We start from the raw sequence: 17,508 nt of genomic DNA, 5'->3' as shown, positions 1-17,508 counted from the left end.
GAGAGTGAACATGGCAAGCGCGCGGCGCCGGGGCATCATCGCGGCGCTGTGCGCCTCCGCCATGATGCTCTCCCCCGCGGCGACGGTGGCGCAGGACGCGCCACCGGAGTCGGTCGACCTCGTCAATCCGCTGATGGGGACGGACAGCAGCTACGAGCTGTCCTACGGCAACACCTATCCCGCGATCGCGGTGCCCTTCGGGATGAACGCCTGGACGCCCGTCACCGGCAAGATGGGCAACGGCTGGGGCTACACGTACAGCGCCCACAAGATCAACGGGTTCAAGCAGACGCACCAGCCGAGCCCGTGGATGAACGATTATGCCGCCTTCGCGCTGCTGCCCATGACCGGCGCGGTGAAGGCGAAGGAGGAGGAGCGCGCCTCCTGGTTCAGCCACAAGGCGGAGGAGAGCCGCGCGTGGGGCTACAAGGTCTATCTCGCCGACTATGACGTCACCACCGAGATCGTGCCGACCGCGCGCGCCGCGCACTTCCGCTTCACCTTCCCCGAGACCAAGGACGCGCATGTCCTGCTCGACGGCTATGCCGGCGGCTCGATGGTGTCGGTCGACCCGGCGCGGCGCCGCATCACCGGCTATGTCAGCAACAATCACGGCGGCGTACCGGCGAACTTCCGCAACTGGTTCGTGGTCGAGTTCGACAAGCCCTTCACCGTCAGCCAGACCTTCGACGGCAGCGGCACGCTGACGGCGGGGCGTCGCGCCGAGGGCGACCACGTCGGCGCGGTGATCAGCTTCGCCACGAAGAAGGGCGAGCAGGTCGGCGCGCGCGTCGCCTCCTCGTTCATCAGCGCCGAGCAGGCGCAGCGCAACCTCGACGGCGAGATCGGGCGCGACACGTTCGACCAGACCAGGGCAAAGGCGCGCGCCGCCTGGTCGGCCGAGCTCGACCGCATCAAGGTCGACGACCCCGATCTCGACAACCGCCGCACCTTCTACTCGGCGCTGTGGCGGATGCTGCAGTTCCCGCGCGAGTTCCACGAGCGCGGCGCAGACGGCAAGCTGATCCACTACAGCCCGTACGACGGCAAGGTCCACGACGGCCCGCTCTACACCGATAACGGCTTCTGGGACACGTGGCGCGCGGTCTTCCCCTTCTTCGCGCTGATGTATCCCGAGCGCGACGGCGAGATCATGCAGGGGCTGGTCAACACCTACAAGGAGTCGGGCTGGCTGCCGGAATGGGCGAGCCCGGGGCACCGCAGCGTGATGATCGGGTCGAACTCGGCCAACCTGATCGCCGACGCCTATCTCAACGGCGTGCGAGGCTTCGACGCGAACACGCTCTACGAGGCGATGGTCAAGAACGCGACCACGTCGGAGGGGCGCCCGCGCGACAAGAGCGGCAAGGTGCTCAGCGCGGTCGGGCGCGAGGGCGTCGAGCTGTACAACCAGCTCGGCTACGTCCCCTACGACGTCGGCATCAACGAGAATGCCGCGCGTACGCTCGAATATGCCACCGCCGACTTCTCGCTGTCGCGCATGGCCGCCGCGCTCGGCAAGACCGCCGACGCCAAGAAATATGCCGAGCACGCGCAGAACTATCGCAAGCTGTTCGACCCGCAGAGCGGCTGGATGCGCGGCCGCAACAAGGACGGCAGCTGGTCGGCCGCGTTCAGCCCGTACAAATGGGGCGACGCCTTCACCGAGGGCAACTCGATCCACTATAGCTGGTCGGTGATGCAGGACGTGCAGGGGCTGATCGGCCTGATGGGCGGAGACGACAAGTTCGTCGCGCGGCTCGACTCGGTGTTCTCGACCCCGCCGATCTTCGACGACAGCTATTACGGGCAGGTGATCCACGAGATCCGCGAGATGCAGATCGTCGACATGGGTCAGTACGCGCACGGCAACCAGCCGATCCAGCACATGATCTACCTGTACGACTGGGCCGGCGCGCCGTGGAAGGCGCAATATCACGCGCGCGAGGTGATGCGGAAACTCTACTCGTCGGCGCCCGACGGCTATCCCGGCGACGAGGACAATGGCCAGACCTCGGCCTGGTACGTCTTCTCCGCGCTCGGCTTCTATCCGGTCACCCCGACGGTCGGGCAATATGCCATCGGCAGCCCGCTGTTCCGCCGTACCAGCGTCACCATGCCGGGCGGCAAGGTGCTGACGATCGAGGCCGAGAACAACAGCCGCGACAATGTCTACATTCAGTCGGCGACGCTCAACGGCGCGCCCTATGCCAAGCCGTGGCTGTCGCGCGAGGCGCTCCAGGCCGGCGGTACACTGCGCTTCGTCATGGGCCCGACGCCCAACAAGCAATGGGGCACCGCGAAGGCCGACCGGCCCTTCTCGATGAGCGCGCCCGGGGCAGCGAAGTGATCGCGCGGCGCGAGCTGATGGCGGGCGCGGGGGCGGCGGCGGTCGCGGCCGCGCTGCCGCGCCCTGCCGCGGCGCAGGCGTTCGCGAGCAAGCGCCCGCCCAAGGCGCAGCGCAAGTTCACCAGCGCCGCGGTCGAGGCCGAGATCGCGCGCGTGAAGCGCCGCATCGCCGACCCCGAGCTCGCCTGGCTGTTCGAGAATTGCTACCCGAGCACGCTCGACACCACGGTCACCAAGGTCGGCACGGTCGACGGCAAGCCCGACGCCTTCGTCATCACCGGCGACATCGAGGCGCTGTGGCTGCGGGACAGCTCGGCGCAGCTGCAGACCTACGTGCATCTCACGCCCAAGGACGCGCCGCTCCGCCGGCTCTTCCACGGGCTGATCCAGCGCCAGGCGCGCTGCATCCTGATCGACCCTTATGCCAACGCCTTCATGGAGGACCCGACCGCGCGCTCCAACCTGGGCGCGCGCGACGACAAGACCGAGATGAAGCCGGGCGTCGCCGAGCGGAAGTGGGAGATCGACTCGCTCTGCTACCCGATGCGGCTGGCACACGGCTATTGGACCGCGACGCGCGACAAGGCGCCGTTCGACGCCACCTGGCAGCGCGCGATGGCGCTGGCGGTGGCGACGCTGCGCCAGCAGCAGCGCAGGAGCGACGACGGGCCGTACCGCTTCCAGCGGCTCAACCTCTCGCCGACCGAGACGCTGATGTTCGAGGGGCGCGGCGCGCCGACGCGCAAGGTCGGGCTGATCCACTCGATGTTCCGCCCCTCCGACGACGCCTGCCTCTACCCTTTCCTGATCCCGTCCAACCTGTTCGCGGTGAGCGCGCTGCGCATGCTCGCCACCGTGCAGCGCGAGGCCGCCGGTGACGCCACCAGCGCCGCCGATGCCGAGGCGCTGGCGAGCGAGGTCGAGGCCGCGCTGGCGGCGCACGGCAGGATGCCCGACGGACAGGGCGGCGAGGTCTGGGCCTATGAGGTCGACGGCTACGGCAACGCGATCTTCATGGACGACGCCAACGTGCCGAGCCTCTCGGCGCTGCCGCTGCTCGGCGCGGCGCGGCGCGACGACCCGCTCTATCGCCGCACCCAGGCGCTGGCGTGGAGCGAGCGCAACCCGTATTTCTTCAAGGGCAGCGCGGCCGAGGGGATCGGCGGGCCGCATGTCGGCATGGACATGATCTGGCCGATGTCGATCGTCAGCCGCGCGCTCGACAGCGACGACGACGCGCAAATCCTGCAATGCCTGCGCTGGCTCAAAGCGACGCATGCCGGCACCGGCTTCATGCACGAGAGCTTCCACAAGGACGATCCGGCCAAGTTCACGCGCCCCTGGTTCGCCTGGGCCAACGGGCTGTTCGGCGACCTCATCCTCGATCTGGAGCGGCGTCGCCCCGCGCTGCTCGCCACGCCGCTCTGACCGACCCCGAAGGACCCGAGATGACCACCACCCGCCGCGAGGCGCTCGCCTCCGCCGCCGCGCTCGGCCTGACCGGCGCGCTCCCCGCCGTCGCGCGCGCGCAGGGCGGCGCGGCGCCCGCGGCCGCTGCGCCCGACCTGTTCATCGGCACCGGCGGCCACGGCCACACCTTCCCTGGCCCGACGATGCCGCACGGCATGGTCCAGCTCGGCCCCGACACCGACAACACCCGCTGGGATTCCTGCTCGGGCTATCACCGCACCGACACGTCGATCATGGGCTTCAGCCACACCCACCTGTCGGGCACCGGCATCGGCGACATGCTCGACGTACTGGTGGTGCCGACGCGCGGGCCCGTCCAGCTCCAGCCCGGACCGCTCAGCGACCCCGACCAGGGCTACCGCCAGCGCTTCTCCGACGAGCATGCCGAGCCGGGCTATTATCGCGTCCGGCTCGAGAGCGGCGTGCTGTCGGAGCTGACCGTCACCGACCGCACCGGCTGGCATCGCCACAGTTTCCCCGACGGCCCGGCGCACATCCTGGTCGACTTCGCGCACATGGTGCTCGACGTGTGGGACAAGGGCGTGCTGGTCGACGAGGCGTCGCTCCAACTCGACGCCGACGGGCTGCTCACCGGCAGCCGCCGCGTCCATCGCTGGGCCAAGGGGCGGCGCATCCACTTCGCGATGCGGCTCTCGCGCCAGCCCGACCGGGTCCAGTTCTACGGCGACGACGACCGGCCGCTGCCCGCCGGGGCGCGCGCCGCCGAGGGCGCCAAGCTCAAGGTCGCGCTGTTCTACGATCAGGCGGGCGGCGCACCGATCCTGATCAAGACCGGCATCTCCGCGGTCGACGTCGCGGGCGCCAGGCAGGCGCTCGCCGAGGAAGCGCCCGGCTGGGACTTCGACGCCACCGCCACCGCGGCGCGGCGGCGCTGGGCGCGCGAGCTCGGCTCGATCAAGGTGGCGGGCGCCACCCCGGCCGAGCGCACCATCATGGCGAGCGGGCTCTACCATTGCCTCGTCGGACCGACGCTCTTCACCGACCGGGACGGCCGCTACGTCGGGCTCGACCGCCAGGTCCATCGTGCCCCCGCTGGCGAGGCGGCCTACACCGCCTATTCCATGTGGGACACCTATCGCGCGCTCCACCCTCTGCTCACGCTGGTGAAGCCCGAGCAGGCCGGGCTGCTGACTCGCGATCTCGTGCGCCAGACGGTCGAGAGCCCCTACGGCCCGCCAGTCTGGCCGCTCCAGGGAGTCGAGACGGGCACGATGATCGGCTGGCACGCGGTGTCGGTGATGGCCGAGGCCTGCGCCAAGGGGATCAAGGCCGATTACGCCGCCGCCTGGCCCAACCTCCGCCGCCGCGCCTTCGACCGCGACTTCAAGGACTCGGACAGCTCGCTCGGGCGCGGATGGTACATGGACCTCGGCTTCGTGCCGGCCGACAAGACCTGGGAGTCGGTCAGCCGCACGCAGGAATATGCCTATGACGACTGGGCCGCGGCGGTGATCGCCGAGGCCGCGGGCGCCACCGCCGACGCGGCCGCGCTGCGCCGGCGCGCGCGCAACTGGCGCAACGTGATCGACCCGTCGATCGGCTTCGCGCGCCCGCGCTTCGCCGACGGCAGCTGGTGGAAGGACTATGATCCGATCCAGCTCGGCCACGCGCCCGAGAAGCAGCGCGACTATACCGAGGCCAACGGCTGGCAGGCGACCTTCCTCAACCAGCACGACAGCTACGGCATGATCGAGCATTTCGGCGGCGACGCCACGTTCATCGCCAAGCTCGACGCCTTGTTCAGCGCGCCCTCGACGCTGCCCAAGAACGCGCCGCCCGACATCTCGGGGCTGGTCGGCCAGTTCGCGCACGGCAACGAGCCCGACCAGCACGTCGCCTATCTCTACGCCTTCGCGGGCGCGCCGTGGAAGACGCAGGCGATGGTGCGGCGTCTGTGCAACGAGATGTACAAGGCCGACCCCGACGGCGTGATCGGCAACGACGATTGCGGCCAGACCAGCGCCTGGTTCGTGCTGAGCTCGCTCGGCTTCTATCCCGTCGATCCGGTCAGCGCGGTATATGTGTTCGGCTCGCCGTTGTTCGACGCGGCCGAGCTGGACCTGGGCGGCGGGCGCCGGCTGCGCGTGCGCGCACTCGGCAACGCGCCCGACCGGCCCTATGTCCAGTCGGTGCGCTGGAACGGACGGCCCTGGACGCGCAACTGGATCGCGCACCGTGACCTGGTGAGGGGCGGCACGCTCGAGTTCACCATGGGCGCCGCGCCGTCGCGCTTCGGCACCGCGCCAGGCGACCGGCCGCCGTCGTTCGGGCGCATGGCGCGGGGGTGAGAATCACGCCCTCTCGCTGATGGCGTTCCCCGGCGCAGGCCGGGGCCCAGGTGGGAAGGTCGCCGTGGGAGTCACGGCCGTCGCGCAACTGGGCCCCGGCCTTTGCCGGGGAACAGGTTGGTGGCGGTCGACCATCCCGATCATGGCCGTGCCGCGCTCCTGCGTACGCAGGAGCCCAGGGCGTCAGGCGCCAGCATTCGTGGCCCTGGGTTCCTGCGCGCGCAGGAACACGGGAGTGCCCCCCAAACGCATCGCTTCGGCGGACGCCGGGGCTCAGGTGGGAAGGTCCTCGTGAGCGCCACGTGCGTCCCCCGACTGGACCCCGGCGTCCGCCGGGGTGGCGGGGGGCGGCGTCGTGACGACTACCGCCGCTGACCACCCCGAGACGACCGCCACGCCTCCCCGTACCTACCGCGGCATCGGCGTGAGCGTCGGCGGCGCGTCGGCGGGGGCGCTGCCCCAGGCCTTGTTGGGGGACGGCCCCATCACCAGCTCGAGCCGTGCGCCGTCCTTGACGTCGTCGTGGCGGAACCACGCCTTGGTCCAGGGGCGCCCGTTGAGTGTCGCCGACTGGATGTACGGGTTCGCCGCGCCGTTGTTCTTCGCCACGATCTCCAGCACCTTGCCGTTGCCGAGGGTCACCGCGGCGCGGTCGAACACCGGGCTCGCCAGCATGTAGACGTCGCTCGACGGGTCGACCGGATAGAAGCCCATCGCCGTCAGTGCGTACCACGACGAGGTCGCGCCCTGGTCGTCCATGCCGGGATAGCCGAAGCCCGAGGCGTCGCTGCCGTACAGCGTGTCGAGGATGCGGCGGGTCAGCGCCTGCGTCTTCCACGGCTGCCCGCCCCAGGCGTAGAGGAAAGGCGCGTGCTGGTCGGGCTGGTTGCCCTGGACATACTGGCCGACCATCCCGGTGCAGTCGCGGCAGATCCCCTTCGGCGTGTAGGGGGTGGCGAAGAAGCGGTCGAGCTTGGCGTTGAACGCGGCGCGCCCGCCGAGCGCGCCAGCGAGTCCGCCGACGTCGTGCGGCACCAGCCACAGGGTCGACCAGCCCGACGCCTCCTTCATCATGAAGTTGTAATAGGGCTCCTGCGGGTCGAACGGCGCGATCCACTTGCCGTCCTCGGTGCGGCCGCGGACGAAGCCGCTGCGCTTGTCGAACACGTTGCGCCAGTTGGCGGCGCGGCGGCGGAACAGCGCGACGTCGTCGCGGCGCCCGAGCCGCTCGGCCAGCTCGGCCATGGCGTGATCATCCCAGGCATATTCGAGCGTGGTCGCCGCGCCTGCCTTGCCGCCCGCATAGGGCGGGCTGGGGTTGCCCGCGGGCACCTCGTCCGAGATCCAGCCGCGGCGCATGTACTCGGCGAGATAGCCGCGCGGCCCAGCGGCGTCGGTCGCGTTCTTGCGCATGAATTCATAGGCCGCGGCATAGTCGAACGGGATGCCGCGCCGCATCGCGCCGAGATACAGGAAGACCGCATTGTCGCCGTGGAACGAGGTGTTCATGAAGCCGCGCTCGCGCGCCATGTCGAGCTCGGACGCCATGATGTCCTGCACGACCTTGGGCTCGAGCAGCTCGAGCAGCACGATCTGGTTGCGCCCGGTATCCCAGAACGGCACCGGGCCGTAGCGGTCGTGCGTCGCGGTCTGCACCTTGCCATTGCTGTCGGCGAAGCGCTCGCCCTTGCGCGCGATCAGCCGCGGGCTGGCGAAGGACTGGAACAGGGTGGAATAGAACAGCCGCCGCTGCTTCTCGCTGCCGCCGCTCACCTGCACGCGGTCGAGCAGCCCCGACCAGGCCGCGCGCGCGGCGTCACGCATGCCGTCGAAGTCCCAGCCCGGGCTCTCCGCGCGTAGCCGCGCCTCGGCGTCGGCGTAGCTCGCGCCGTGTGCGATCTTGACGAGCACCTGCTCGCCCGCGCGGGTGGTGAAGTCGGCGTAGGCGCCGGCGAACCCGCCCTCGATCGTGCGCGCGTCGGGCATCACGTCCGCGCCCCCGATGCCATAGCCCTGGCCACCGCCAGGATCCTTGCGGAACGTGCCAAAGCGCTTGAACGGCTTGGAGAACATCGCGACGAAATAGCGGCCGTCGCGCGCGTCGTGATCGTCGTTGGCGGTGGCGGCGCCGCGCACGGTGCGGTCGTTCACCACCTCGATCGCGCCGCCGCGGCGGTTGAGATTGAGGATCAGGTGCGCCCGTTCGGTGGCGGGAAAGGTGAAGCGCATCAGCCCGGTGGCGCGCGTCGCGGTCAGCTCGGCCTTGACGCCGATACTGGTGAGATCGGCGGCATAATAGCCCGGCGATGCCACCTCCTTGGTCTTGTCGTAATAGGCCTCAGTCGAGGCCGGCGGCACGGTCCAGTCGCCGACCACGGGCATGACGAAGGGCTGCGCGCGCCCGCCATAGGTCGGCCCGCCGCCCGCGGTGAAGCCGATCATCGTCGGATTGCTGTAGTAATAGGGCGTCGCGACGCCGCTGGGGTAGGTGAGCGGCACGTTGACGTTGACCGGTGCCGCCTCGACCGCGCTGTGCGGCAGCCGCGCACCCGGCGAGGTGATGCCCGAATAGGTCGGCTCGCCCGGCGGCGGCGCGTTGCCGATCAGCTCGGGGCGGTCGAGCGGCGCGGTGCCGACGCGCGGGTCGGCGAGATCGACGCCGGAGGGGCCGGCCTGCTGGCCGTGACCGCCGCTCGCCGTCAGCGCCGCGAGCGCCGCCGCGCCCGCCCATCGTGTCGCTCGCCGCATCGTCACTCTCCCGCCCGCGCAGGGTGATCCGCTGCCACCCGGCTACGCTTCTGATTAGACGGATAAATCAATTTGCTTGTCAATGGTGTGTGTTGCCGCGTGCACCCGAACGCCGCGCCCGGCCGTTGCAGGCGCGCGAAGGAGTGAGCGGATGGTGGACGAGCGCGGACGCGCGGTGCCAAGCGGGCGATGGTCGCGACTGGGCGGATTCGGCAAGCTCGCCGGCGGCGTCGCCGGCGGTGTGATCGCCGAGGGCGCGCGGCGGCTCGCCGCCGGCGAGCGGCCGCGCATGAACGAGCTGCTGCTCACCCCCGCCAATGCCGCGCGGGTCGCCGACCAGCTCTCCCAGCTGCGCGGCGCGGCGATGAAGCTGGGGCAGATGATCTCGATGGACGCAGGCGACGTGCTGCCCGCGGAGCTCACCGCGATCATGGCGCGGCTGCGCGAGAACGCGCACCATATGCCCCCGGCGCAGCTCGACCGCGTGCTGGCGCAGCAATGGGGCGAGGGGTGGCGCAAGCGCTTCCGCCACTTCCAGGCGCATCCGATCGCCGCGGCTTCGATCGGCCAGGTCCACCGCGCCGAGTTGCGCGACGGGCGCGTACTGGCGATCAAGGTGCAATATCCCGGCGTGGCGGAGAGCATCGACGCCGACGTCGACAATGTCGCGACGCTGCTGCGCGTCACCGGGCTGCTGCCGCGCGAGCTTGACCTGGGGCCTTTGCTTGAGGAAGCCAAGCGCCAGCTGCGCGAGGAGGCCGATTACGCGCGCGAGCTGGCGATGCTCCAGCGCTACCGCGACCTGCTCGGCGACGACCCCGGCTATGTGCTGCCCGCGGCCGAGCCCGCGCTGAGCACCGAGCGCGTCCTGGCGATGGACTTCGTCGCGGGTGCGCCGGTTGAGACGCTCGCCGAGGCGGCGCAGGAGACGCGCGACACCGCCGGCGCGGCGCTGGTGCGGCTGGTGCTGCGCGAGCTGTTCGACTGGGGCGTGATGCAAACCGACCCCAATTTCGCCAACTACCGCTGGCAGGCGGAAACGGGGCGGTTGGTCCTGCTCGACTTTGGCGCGGCGCGGCCGGGGCGCGCGGAGACGCGTGCGGGCTATCACCGGCTGCTGATGGCGGGGCTAGACGGCGACGGCGCGCGCGTGCGCGAGGCGGCGCTGGCCGCGGGCTTCCTCGGCCGCGCCGCGGTGGAGCGCCACGGCGCGGCGGTCAACCGCATGATCGATGTGATCCTGGGCGAGCTCGGCCGGCCTGGCCTGTTCGACTTCGGCGATCGCCGCTTCGTCGGCGTGATCCGCGAGGAGGCGACCGTGGTGGCGCGCGACCGCTCGACCTGGCACCTGCCGCCGATCGATACCTTGTTCGTCCAGCGCAAGGTGAGCGGCACCGCGCTGCTGTGCGCGCGGCTCGGCGCGCGGGTCGATGTGCGCGCGATGGTAGAGCGCTATCGCGGGCTGGGCGCGGCGGCGATGGGGTAGGGCGGTGCGGCCGGGAGCGCCGCCGCTTCATCTCATCCTGCGTCATCCTGAACTTGTTTCAGGATGACGCAGGAGGAAGAGGGCAGGGCAGCGCTCGACCGAGTGCGGGCGATCCGGCGGAGCGCAACCGCCTCACAGGTTCGCCTGCTCCTCCGCGGGCAGATCGGCGTCGGGCGGGTAATAGAGCGAGGCGCATTCCTCGCGCAGGCAACCGCCCTCGATCACGATGTCGTCGCGATAGGCGTCCGCGATGAAGGACAAGGTGTCGACGTGCTGCGCCTCCCAGTACATCGCGTGGACGTCCTCGCGGCCGGCGCCGTAGACCACCCGCCCGACCTTCGACCAGATCGACGCCATCGTGCACATGCCGCACGGCTGCAGCGTCGAGTAGAGCGTGGCGCCACGCAGCTCGAGTTCGCCGCTGTTCTCGCAGGCGCGGCGGATCGCCATCATCTCGGCATGGGCGGTCGCGTCGGGCAGTTCATGGGTCTGGTTGCGCTCGGCCGCCAGCACCTTGCCGTCGAGCACGATCACCGAGCCGAGCGGCGAGGTCGACGGGTCCGATCCCTTCGAGCGCGCCACCGCGATCGCCTCGCGCATCCAGCGTTCGTCTTCCTCGGTCATGCACACCTCCGCCGCGCTCAACGCCGCGGCGCCGCGGTCGGTCCCAGCCGCTGCGGGCTGACCCACAAATAACAACGACTTAGTGGTGAGCGGCTGTAGCTCTGGTGATCGGGCAGAGCACGGCGACGTCCGCGATTCGTCGCAGCCGGGGCACGGAAGCCGGTGAACGGTGGTCGGTGCGGCGCGAGCGGAGCGGCCGCGGGCGGCCCGCAGGCTATCTCGCAGTCGCAGCAACTTCTACCCGGGCGACGGGGTTCGAGGAGGAAGATGATGTTTGATACCGATCAGCCGCGGCAGACAAGTCGACGCGATGCGCTGCGGCTGGGCGCGGGCGCGGCGGCAACCGCGCTGGTGGCGTGCCGCGGCCATGCCGGCGAGGTGCCCGGCCTGCGCCAGGACGGCATTCCGACGCGTCAGCTCGGCGCCATCACGGGCAACGATCCCGCCGCGATGCGGCGATGGGCGCAGTGGCTCGGCCGACCGCAGGACCATGACCTGCTCTACTTCAACCAGGACAGCTGGGGGCAGCTGGACCAGTCGATCGACTTCATCGCCGGCGTCGGTCGCGAGGTGCTGGCGCAGGGTCGGCGGGTGCAATGGTCGGTGCCGGTCGGCGGTCCGGGCGGTTACGACAGCGTCGCCGCGGGCCAGCGCGACGACCTCTACCGTCGCGTCGCCAGCGCGATCCTCGCCGCCTATCCGCGCGGGAACAGCCGCATCTACGTGCGCCTGCCGTGGGAGTTCAACCTGCCGTCGCAGTCGCTCGCCGCGCGCGACGCGGGCGGGCGCTGGGCGGCACGGCTCTATGTCGCGGCGTGGCGTCGCATCGCCGGCGTCTTCCGCCAGGTCTCGCACCGCTTCTACTTCGACTGGTGCCCCAACATCGGGGAGGGCGGGATCAACCCGGAGCAATGCTATCCCGGCGACGACGTGGTCGACGTCGTCAGCCTCGATCTCTACTACCAGGGCCAGTACGACGACCAGAACATGCGCGACGGCGGCCGGTCGATCTTCGGCTATCGCCTGTCGCAGCCGTTCGGTCTGGCCTGGCTGTCGAGCTTCGGCGCGCGCCACGGCAAGCTGATCGGCCTGTCGGAATGGGGCGTCGACGACGATCGCGCCGCCGTCTTCGCGCAGCTGCTCGCCGCCTGGATCGTGGCGCAGGGATCGCGCCTGTCGCACCACAATTACTGGGATCGCTCCGATGGCGGCATCAACGCCAAGCTGACCGACGGCCACCTGCCGAGAGTGGCGCGGGTGTACCGCGCCGCCTTCGGGCGCTGACCGCAGGTGGGGCTGTCCTACGCGGGAGCGGATGCGATAGAGCTGGGCGGTGTCCGGTGACTCATCCCTCATTGTCAGGGGAGGGGTGGGGCGCTGCCGCGAGCGCGGCGCTATCGGTCACGCCCCACCCCGATCCCTCCGCTGAAGGGGAGGGGTTCGGATCATCGCGCCGCGTAGACTTAAACGTCGCGCAGCCTCCCTCTCGGATCTCGCCGGGCCTCCCACATGACTCAACATTCGCGCCACCCTAAACCGGCAAGGACCAGTCATCGAAGTGAGAAAGCTTGGCTCCGTCTACACTTAGAGCGAAGCATCTCGACACTGCCTGATGTCGGGCGAATGTTGAGTCCCGCGCGCGATGCCGTCCAGCGGCTCAACTTTCTCAACATTCGCGCGCCGCGGCGAGGGCTCAGGCCCAGCCCTCCAGCACCTGATCGGGCGGGCGATGGCCGTCGGCCCAGCTGCGGATATTCGCGATGACGCGCTCGCCCGAGGCGACGCGGCCCTCGTACGTCGCCGAGCCCATGTGCGGCGTCATGACGACGTTGGGCAGCGCGAGCAGCCGCGGGTCGATCTCGGGCTCGTGGCGCCACACGTCGAGCCCGGCACCGGCGAGCCGTCCCGCCTCCAGCGCGTCGACCAGCGCGTCCTCGTCGAGGATGCCGCCGCGACTGGCGTTGATGACGAAGACGTGCGGGCGCAGCAGCGCCAGCCTTTGCCGGTCGATCAGGTCGCGGCTGTCGGCATTAAGGGGAGTGTGGATCGTCAGCACGTCGACCGTGCCGAGCAGGCCGTCGAGCTCGGCATGCCAGGTCGCGCCGAGCTCACGCTCGACCGCCGCGGGCAGGCGATGGCGGTTGTGATAGTGGATCGAGAGCCCGAACGCGCGCGCGCGCCGCGCCACCGCCTGGCCGATCCGCCCCATGCCGACGATGCCCAGCGCCTTGCCGCCGATGCGATAGCCCAGCATCCCGCCCGGGCTCCAGCCGGTCCACTGGCCCGAGCGCACCAGTTTCTCGCCCTCGGCGAGGCGGCGCGGCACCGAGACGATCAGCGCCATCACCAGGTCGGCGGTGTCCTCGGTGAGAACGCCGGGCGTGTTGGTGACGATGATGTCGCGCGCGCGGGCGGCGCGCAGGTCGATGTGGTTCACCCCCGCGCCGAAATTGGCGATCAGGCGCAGCCGCTCGCCCGCGCCGGCGATCAGCGCGGCGTCGATCGTGTCGGTGACGGCGGGGACCAGCACGTCGCTGTCGGCCATCGCAGCGGCGAGCGCGTCGCGCGAGAGCGCGCGGTCGCCGCGGTTGTTGCTCGTGTCGAACAATTGCTCGAGCCGCTGCATGACGACCTCGGGCAGCTCGCGCGTGACGGTCACCTTGGGATGGGCGCAGCGTCGCGGATCGGCCATGTGCCCGGAGTGGCGCAGCCCCGCGCGGGCGTCAACGGTAAGCGGTTGCTGGCGCGCCGCGCGCCTCTTACAGACTCGCGCGTGGACAGCGGGATCTCAGCGGGACGGCGCGCCGCGATGGCGGCGGTGATGGCGGCGGCGATGGCGTGCGGGGCGGCGGCAGACGCCGCGCCCGACCTGCGCGAGCCGCCCTATTATGCCTCCCTCAGCCCGTCGCGCGCGCGGATGCGGACCGGGCCGGGGCGCACCTTCCCGTCGAGCTGGGTCTATGTCCGCGCCGATCTGCCGGTGCGCGTCGTCGCCGTGTTCAAGGAGTGGCGCAAGGTCGAGGACCCGGGCGGTACGCAGGGCTGGATGCTCGGCACGCTGGTGAGCCACACCCGCACCGCGATCGTCACCGGCGGCGAGACCGCCGAGCTGCGCGACCGCCCCGGCGGCCCGCACGTGCTGTGGCGCGCGCAGCCCGGCGTGGTCGGGCGCTTGAGCCAGTGCGGCAACGGCTGGTGCCGCTTCGACGTCCACGGCCAGGCCGGTTTCGTCCAGACCGAGCGGCTGTGGGGCGTCGCGCCCGGCGAGGTGTTGCCATGAGCTTTGTGCTGGAGGGGTTTGACACCGACGCCTTCGTCGATTCGACGCTGGCCGAGGACCTGGGCGGGGTGGGAGACATCACCTCCGCCGCGGTGATCCCGGCCGCGGCGCGCTTCGCCGCGGTGATGGACAGCCGCGACGCAATCATCGTCTGCGGCGTGGCGCTCGCTGCCGCTTTCTTCCGCCGGCTCGACCCCGATGCCACGATCCAGCCGCTGGTGCGCGACGGCGACCGGGTGTCGCCGGGTGCCAAGCTGCTGCGCGTCACCGGCGCGGCGCGCGCGGTGCTCACCGCGGAACGCTCGGCGCTCAACACGATCCAGCATCTGTCGGGGATCGCGACGCTGACCGGCGCCTATGTCGCGGCGCTGGAGGGCACCGGCGCGACGCTGCTCGACACGCGCAAGACACTGCCGGGGCTGCGCCGGCTCGAGAAATACGCCACCCGCACCGGCGGCGCACGCAATCACCGAATGGGATTGTGGGACGCGGCGATGATCAAGGACAATCACGTCGCGGTCGCCGGTGGGGTCGGCCCCGCCGCCGCGCTCGCCCGCGCCGCCGGGATCGTCGACATCATCGTCGAGGTCGACCGGCTCGACCAGATCACGCCCGCGCTGGAGGCGGGGGCGACCCACCTGCTGCTCGACAACATGCCTCCGGCGATGCTGCGCGAGGCGGTGGCGCTGGTCGATGGGCGCGTGCCGACCGAGGCCTCGGGCGGGGTCTCGCTCGAGACGATCGGGGCGATCGGCGCGAGCGGCGTGACCTATGTCAGCGTCGGTCGCATCACCCAGTCGGCGCCCGCGGCGGATATCGGGCTCGACGTCGCCGCGGCGTGAGCCTGCCCGCTTGCGTCGACGAACGCGGCGGCGCAGAGCGCGCGCGCAACCATGTGAGGTCATCGTGACGCGTCCGCCCCCGATCGTCCGTTTCGAGCGGCTGTACCTGACCTCCTTCGCGCTGGGGCTGCTCATCTGGGCGTTGACCTGGAACCAGCTGTCGACGCGGCTCGCGACCGATCCGCGGACGGCCGGGTTCGGCTGGATGCTCGTCGCGGCGCTGGGGCTCAACGTCGTCATCGCGCTGTTCCAGTGGTATGCGGTGGCACGCCGCGGCGTGGCCTGGGTGCGCTGGATGGTGGTGCTGCTGACGACGCTCCATCTGCTCGGCCTGCTGCCCGGCCTGTTCAGTGCGCCGCTCGCGCTGCCGACCTTGCTCGGGCTGGTACGCGTTCCGCTGGAGATGACCGCGGCGGCGCAGCTGTTCGCGCCCGCGGCGCGCGATTGGTTCGGGTTGGACGAGGGCGACGATGAGGACGATCTCGACGGCCATAGGGAGGAGCTGTCATGACTCGCTGGATGGCCGCGGCGGCCTTGGTGGCGCTACCCGGGAGCGCTGGCGCGCAGGCGCTCTCCTGCGCGCTGCCCGACACGGTCGCGGCGCCGCGCCCCGATCTGCCGAGCGCCAGCCAGCCGGCGCGACGCGTGCCGATCGGCAGCTACACGCTGGCGGTGACGTGGAGCCCGCAATATTGTCGCGACCACGGCGATGGGCGGGACGCGCGCTTCCAGTGCGGCTCGGCCAACCGCTTCGGCTTCGTGCTCCACGGGCTTTGGCCCGACGGCGAGGGCAAGGCGTGGCCGCAATATTGTCGCTCCACCGCGATCCTGCCCGCGGCGGTGCTGCGCCGCCATCTCTGCGCGACGCCTTCGGCGCAGCTGCTCCAGCACGAATGGGCCAAGCACGGCACCTGCATGGCAGGCTATTCCCCGGAGCGATACTTCCGCCAATCGAACGCGATGTACGGACGGCTCCGCTTCCCCGACATGGCGGCGCTGTCGCGCCGGTCGCTGACCGCGGGCGCGATGGCCGCCGCGGTGGCGCGCGTCAATCCGGGGATGCGTGCCGACATGATGCGCGTGACCGCGACGAAGCAGGGCTGGCTCGACGAGCTCTGGCTCTGCGTCGACGAGGCCTTCCGCTACACGCGCTGCCCGGCGCACCAGGGCGGGCTGAGGCCGGGCGCCCCGCTGCGGATCTGGCGCGGCTGAGCCGCGCTCAACGCCGGCGCGCCAGCGCGCGCGTGGCGGCGTCGATCCCGTCGAGCGTCAGCGGGAACATGCGCCCGTTCAGCAGGTCGCGGACCAGCGCGGTCGAGGCGGAATAATCCCAGTGCGCTTCCGGCGCGGGGTTGAGCCAGGCAGCGGCGGGATAGGCCTCGGTCAGTCGCCGCAGCCAGGCCGCGCCGGGCTCGTCATTGTGGTGCTCGACCGAGCCGCCGGGATGCGTGATCTCGTACGGACTCATCGCCGCGTCCCCGACGAACAGCAGCTTATAGTCGCGGCCATAGGTGTGGAGCAGCTCGAGCGTCGACGTGCGCGCGTCGAAACGACGGCGGTTGTCCTTCCACACGCCCTCGTAGACGCAATTGTGGAAGTAGAAGAACTCGAGGTCGCGGAACTCGCTGGTAGCGGCGGAGAACAGCTCCTCACAGGCGCTGACGAACGGGTCCATCGAGCCGCCGACGTCGAGGAAGAGCAGCAGCTTGACTGCGTTGCGCCGCGCCGGGCGCAGGCGCACGTCGAGCCAGCCCTGGCGCGCGGTACCGTCGACGGTAGCGTCCAAGTCCAGCTCTTCCGCGGCACCGGCGCGGGCGAAGCGGCGGAGCCGGCGCAATCCCAGCTTGATGTTGCGCGTGCCGAGCTCGCGCGAGGAGTCGAGGTCCCGGAAGGCGCGCTGCTCCCACACCTTCATCGCGCGCCCCTGGGTCGGTTCGCCGCCGATGCGGACGCCCTCGGGGTTGTAGCCCGCGTTGCCGAACGGGCTGGTACCGCCGGTGCCGATCCACTTGCTGCCGCCCTGATGGCGCGCGTGCTGCTCGGCGAGCCGCTCGCGCAGCGTCCGCATGATCTCATCCCATGAACCGAGCGACTGGATCGCCGCGCGCTGCTCGGGAGTGAGATGGCGCTGCGCGAGCGCGCGGAGCCACTCCTCGGGCAGCTCGGCGGGTGCGACGCCCTCGAGCGGCAGCGCGCCGCGGAACACCGCGGCGAAGACCTGGTCGAAGCGGTCGAGCAGCGCCTCGTCCTTCACGTAGATCGCGCGGCTGAGATAGTAGAATTGCTCGGGCGAACGGTCGATCACCGCGGCATCGAGCGCCTCGAGCAGCAGCAGATGCTCCTTGAGGCTCGCCGGGATCCCCGCGGCGCGCAGGGCATCGAGGAAGGCGAGGAACATCG

General features: G+C 70.8%; 13 protein-coding genes. 9 read left to right on the top strand and 4 right to left on the bottom strand.

The window, feature by feature from the left end:
- The first annotated feature begins 10 nt into the window (after positions 1-10).
- From FHY03_RS18670 to FHY03_RS18660, 3 genes are read left to right on the top strand one after another with little or no spacing between them, the layout of a single operon-like run.
- Positions 11-2,350: a GH92 family glycosyl hydrolase gene (locus FHY03_RS18670; RefSeq protein ID WP_183932033.1), complete on the top strand. Its 2,340-nt coding sequence runs from the start codon at positions 11-13 to the stop codon at positions 2,348-2,350.
- A 17-nt stretch (positions 2,351-2,367) separates the two neighbouring features.
- Positions 2,368-3,777, top strand: a complete 1,410-nt coding sequence (locus FHY03_RS18665) for a glycoside hydrolase family 125 protein (RefSeq protein ID WP_260159465.1) — start codon at positions 2,368-2,370, stop codon at positions 3,775-3,777.
- A gap of 20 nt (positions 3,778-3,797) precedes the next feature.
- Positions 3,798-6,128: a GH92 family glycosyl hydrolase gene (locus FHY03_RS18660; RefSeq protein ID WP_183932031.1), complete on the top strand. Its 2,331-nt coding sequence runs from the start codon at positions 3,798-3,800 to the stop codon at positions 6,126-6,128.
- Positions 6,129-6,536: 408 nt separating this feature from the next.
- Here the strand turns inward: FHY03_RS18660 and FHY03_RS18655 are convergent, their stop codons facing one another.
- Positions 6,537-8,876 (bottom strand): GH92 family glycosyl hydrolase, encoded by a 2,340-nt coding sequence (locus FHY03_RS18655; RefSeq protein ID WP_183932030.1) that lies wholly within the window; start codon positions 8,874-8,876, stop codon positions 6,537-6,539.
- A 151-nt stretch (positions 8,877-9,027) separates the two neighbouring features.
- Between FHY03_RS18655 and FHY03_RS18650 the strand changes: the two genes are divergently transcribed.
- Positions 9,028-10,362: an AarF/ABC1/UbiB kinase family protein gene (locus FHY03_RS18650; RefSeq protein ID WP_183932029.1), complete on the top strand. Its 1,335-nt coding sequence runs from the start codon at positions 9,028-9,030 to the stop codon at positions 10,360-10,362.
- Positions 10,363-10,494: 132 nt separating this feature from the next.
- Here the strand turns inward: FHY03_RS18650 and FHY03_RS18645 are convergent, their stop codons facing one another.
- Positions 10,495-10,986 carry a nucleoside deaminase gene (locus FHY03_RS18645; protein ID WP_183920300.1) on the bottom strand — a complete coding sequence of 164 codons (492 nt, stop codon included), beginning with the start codon at positions 10,984-10,986 and terminating at the stop codon, positions 10,495-10,497.
- 270 nt (positions 10,987-11,256) lie between these two features.
- Here FHY03_RS18645 and FHY03_RS18640 point away from each other — a divergent pair, with 270 nt between their 5' ends.
- The gene (locus FHY03_RS18640; protein WP_183932028.1) at positions 11,257-12,270 is read left to right on the top strand and encodes a hypothetical protein; all 1,014 of its coding nucleotides are present in this window, start codon (positions 11,257-11,259) and stop codon (positions 12,268-12,270) included.
- Between the two features lie 409 nt (positions 12,271-12,679).
- Here FHY03_RS18640 and FHY03_RS18635 read toward each other — a convergent pair whose 3' ends face one another.
- The gene (locus FHY03_RS18635; RefSeq protein ID WP_183932027.1) at positions 12,680-13,678 is read right to left on the bottom strand and encodes a D-glycerate dehydrogenase; all 999 of its coding nucleotides are present in this window, start codon (positions 13,676-13,678) and stop codon (positions 12,680-12,682) included.
- 129 nt (positions 13,679-13,807) lie between these two features.
- Between FHY03_RS18635 and FHY03_RS18630 the strand changes: the two genes are divergently transcribed.
- From FHY03_RS18630 to FHY03_RS18615, 4 genes are all read left to right on the top strand, one after another.
- Positions 13,808-14,266 carry an SH3 domain-containing protein gene (locus FHY03_RS18630; protein WP_260159464.1) on the top strand — a complete coding sequence of 153 codons (459 nt, stop codon included), beginning with the start codon at positions 13,808-13,810 and terminating at the stop codon, positions 14,264-14,266.
- Positions 14,263-15,108: a carboxylating nicotinate-nucleotide diphosphorylase gene (gene nadC, locus FHY03_RS18625; RefSeq protein WP_183920306.1), complete on the top strand. Its 846-nt coding sequence runs from the start codon at positions 14,263-14,265 to the stop codon at positions 15,106-15,108. The genes FHY03_RS18630 and nadC overlap by 4 nt, the downstream gene beginning before the upstream one ends.
- 64 nt (positions 15,109-15,172) lie before the next feature.
- Positions 15,173-15,619 (top strand): hypothetical protein, encoded by a 447-nt coding sequence (locus FHY03_RS18620; protein WP_183932026.1) that lies wholly within the window; start codon positions 15,173-15,175, stop codon positions 15,617-15,619.
- Complete coding sequence (locus tag FHY03_RS18615) at positions 15,616-16,320, top strand: ribonuclease T2 family protein (RefSeq protein WP_183932025.1); 705 nt, start codon at positions 15,616-15,618, stop codon at positions 16,318-16,320. The genes FHY03_RS18620 and FHY03_RS18615 overlap by 4 nt, the downstream gene beginning before the upstream one ends.
- 7 nt (positions 16,321-16,327) lie before the next feature.
- On the opposite strand, the gene FHY03_RS18610 is transcribed toward FHY03_RS18615, so the two are convergent.
- Positions 16,328-17,506, bottom strand: coding sequence for a VWA domain-containing protein (locus FHY03_RS18610; RefSeq protein WP_183932024.1), 1,179 nt, complete (start codon positions 17,504-17,506; stop codon positions 16,328-16,330).
- Positions 17,507-17,508: the final 2 nt, after the last annotated feature.

Origin of the sequence: Sphingomonas sp. BK345, from assembly GCF_014193845.1 — a bacterium.
GTDB lineage: Bacteria > Pseudomonadota > Alphaproteobacteria > Sphingomonadales > Sphingomonadaceae > Sphingomonas.
This window is presented reverse-complemented; position numbering and strand designations above follow the sequence as displayed.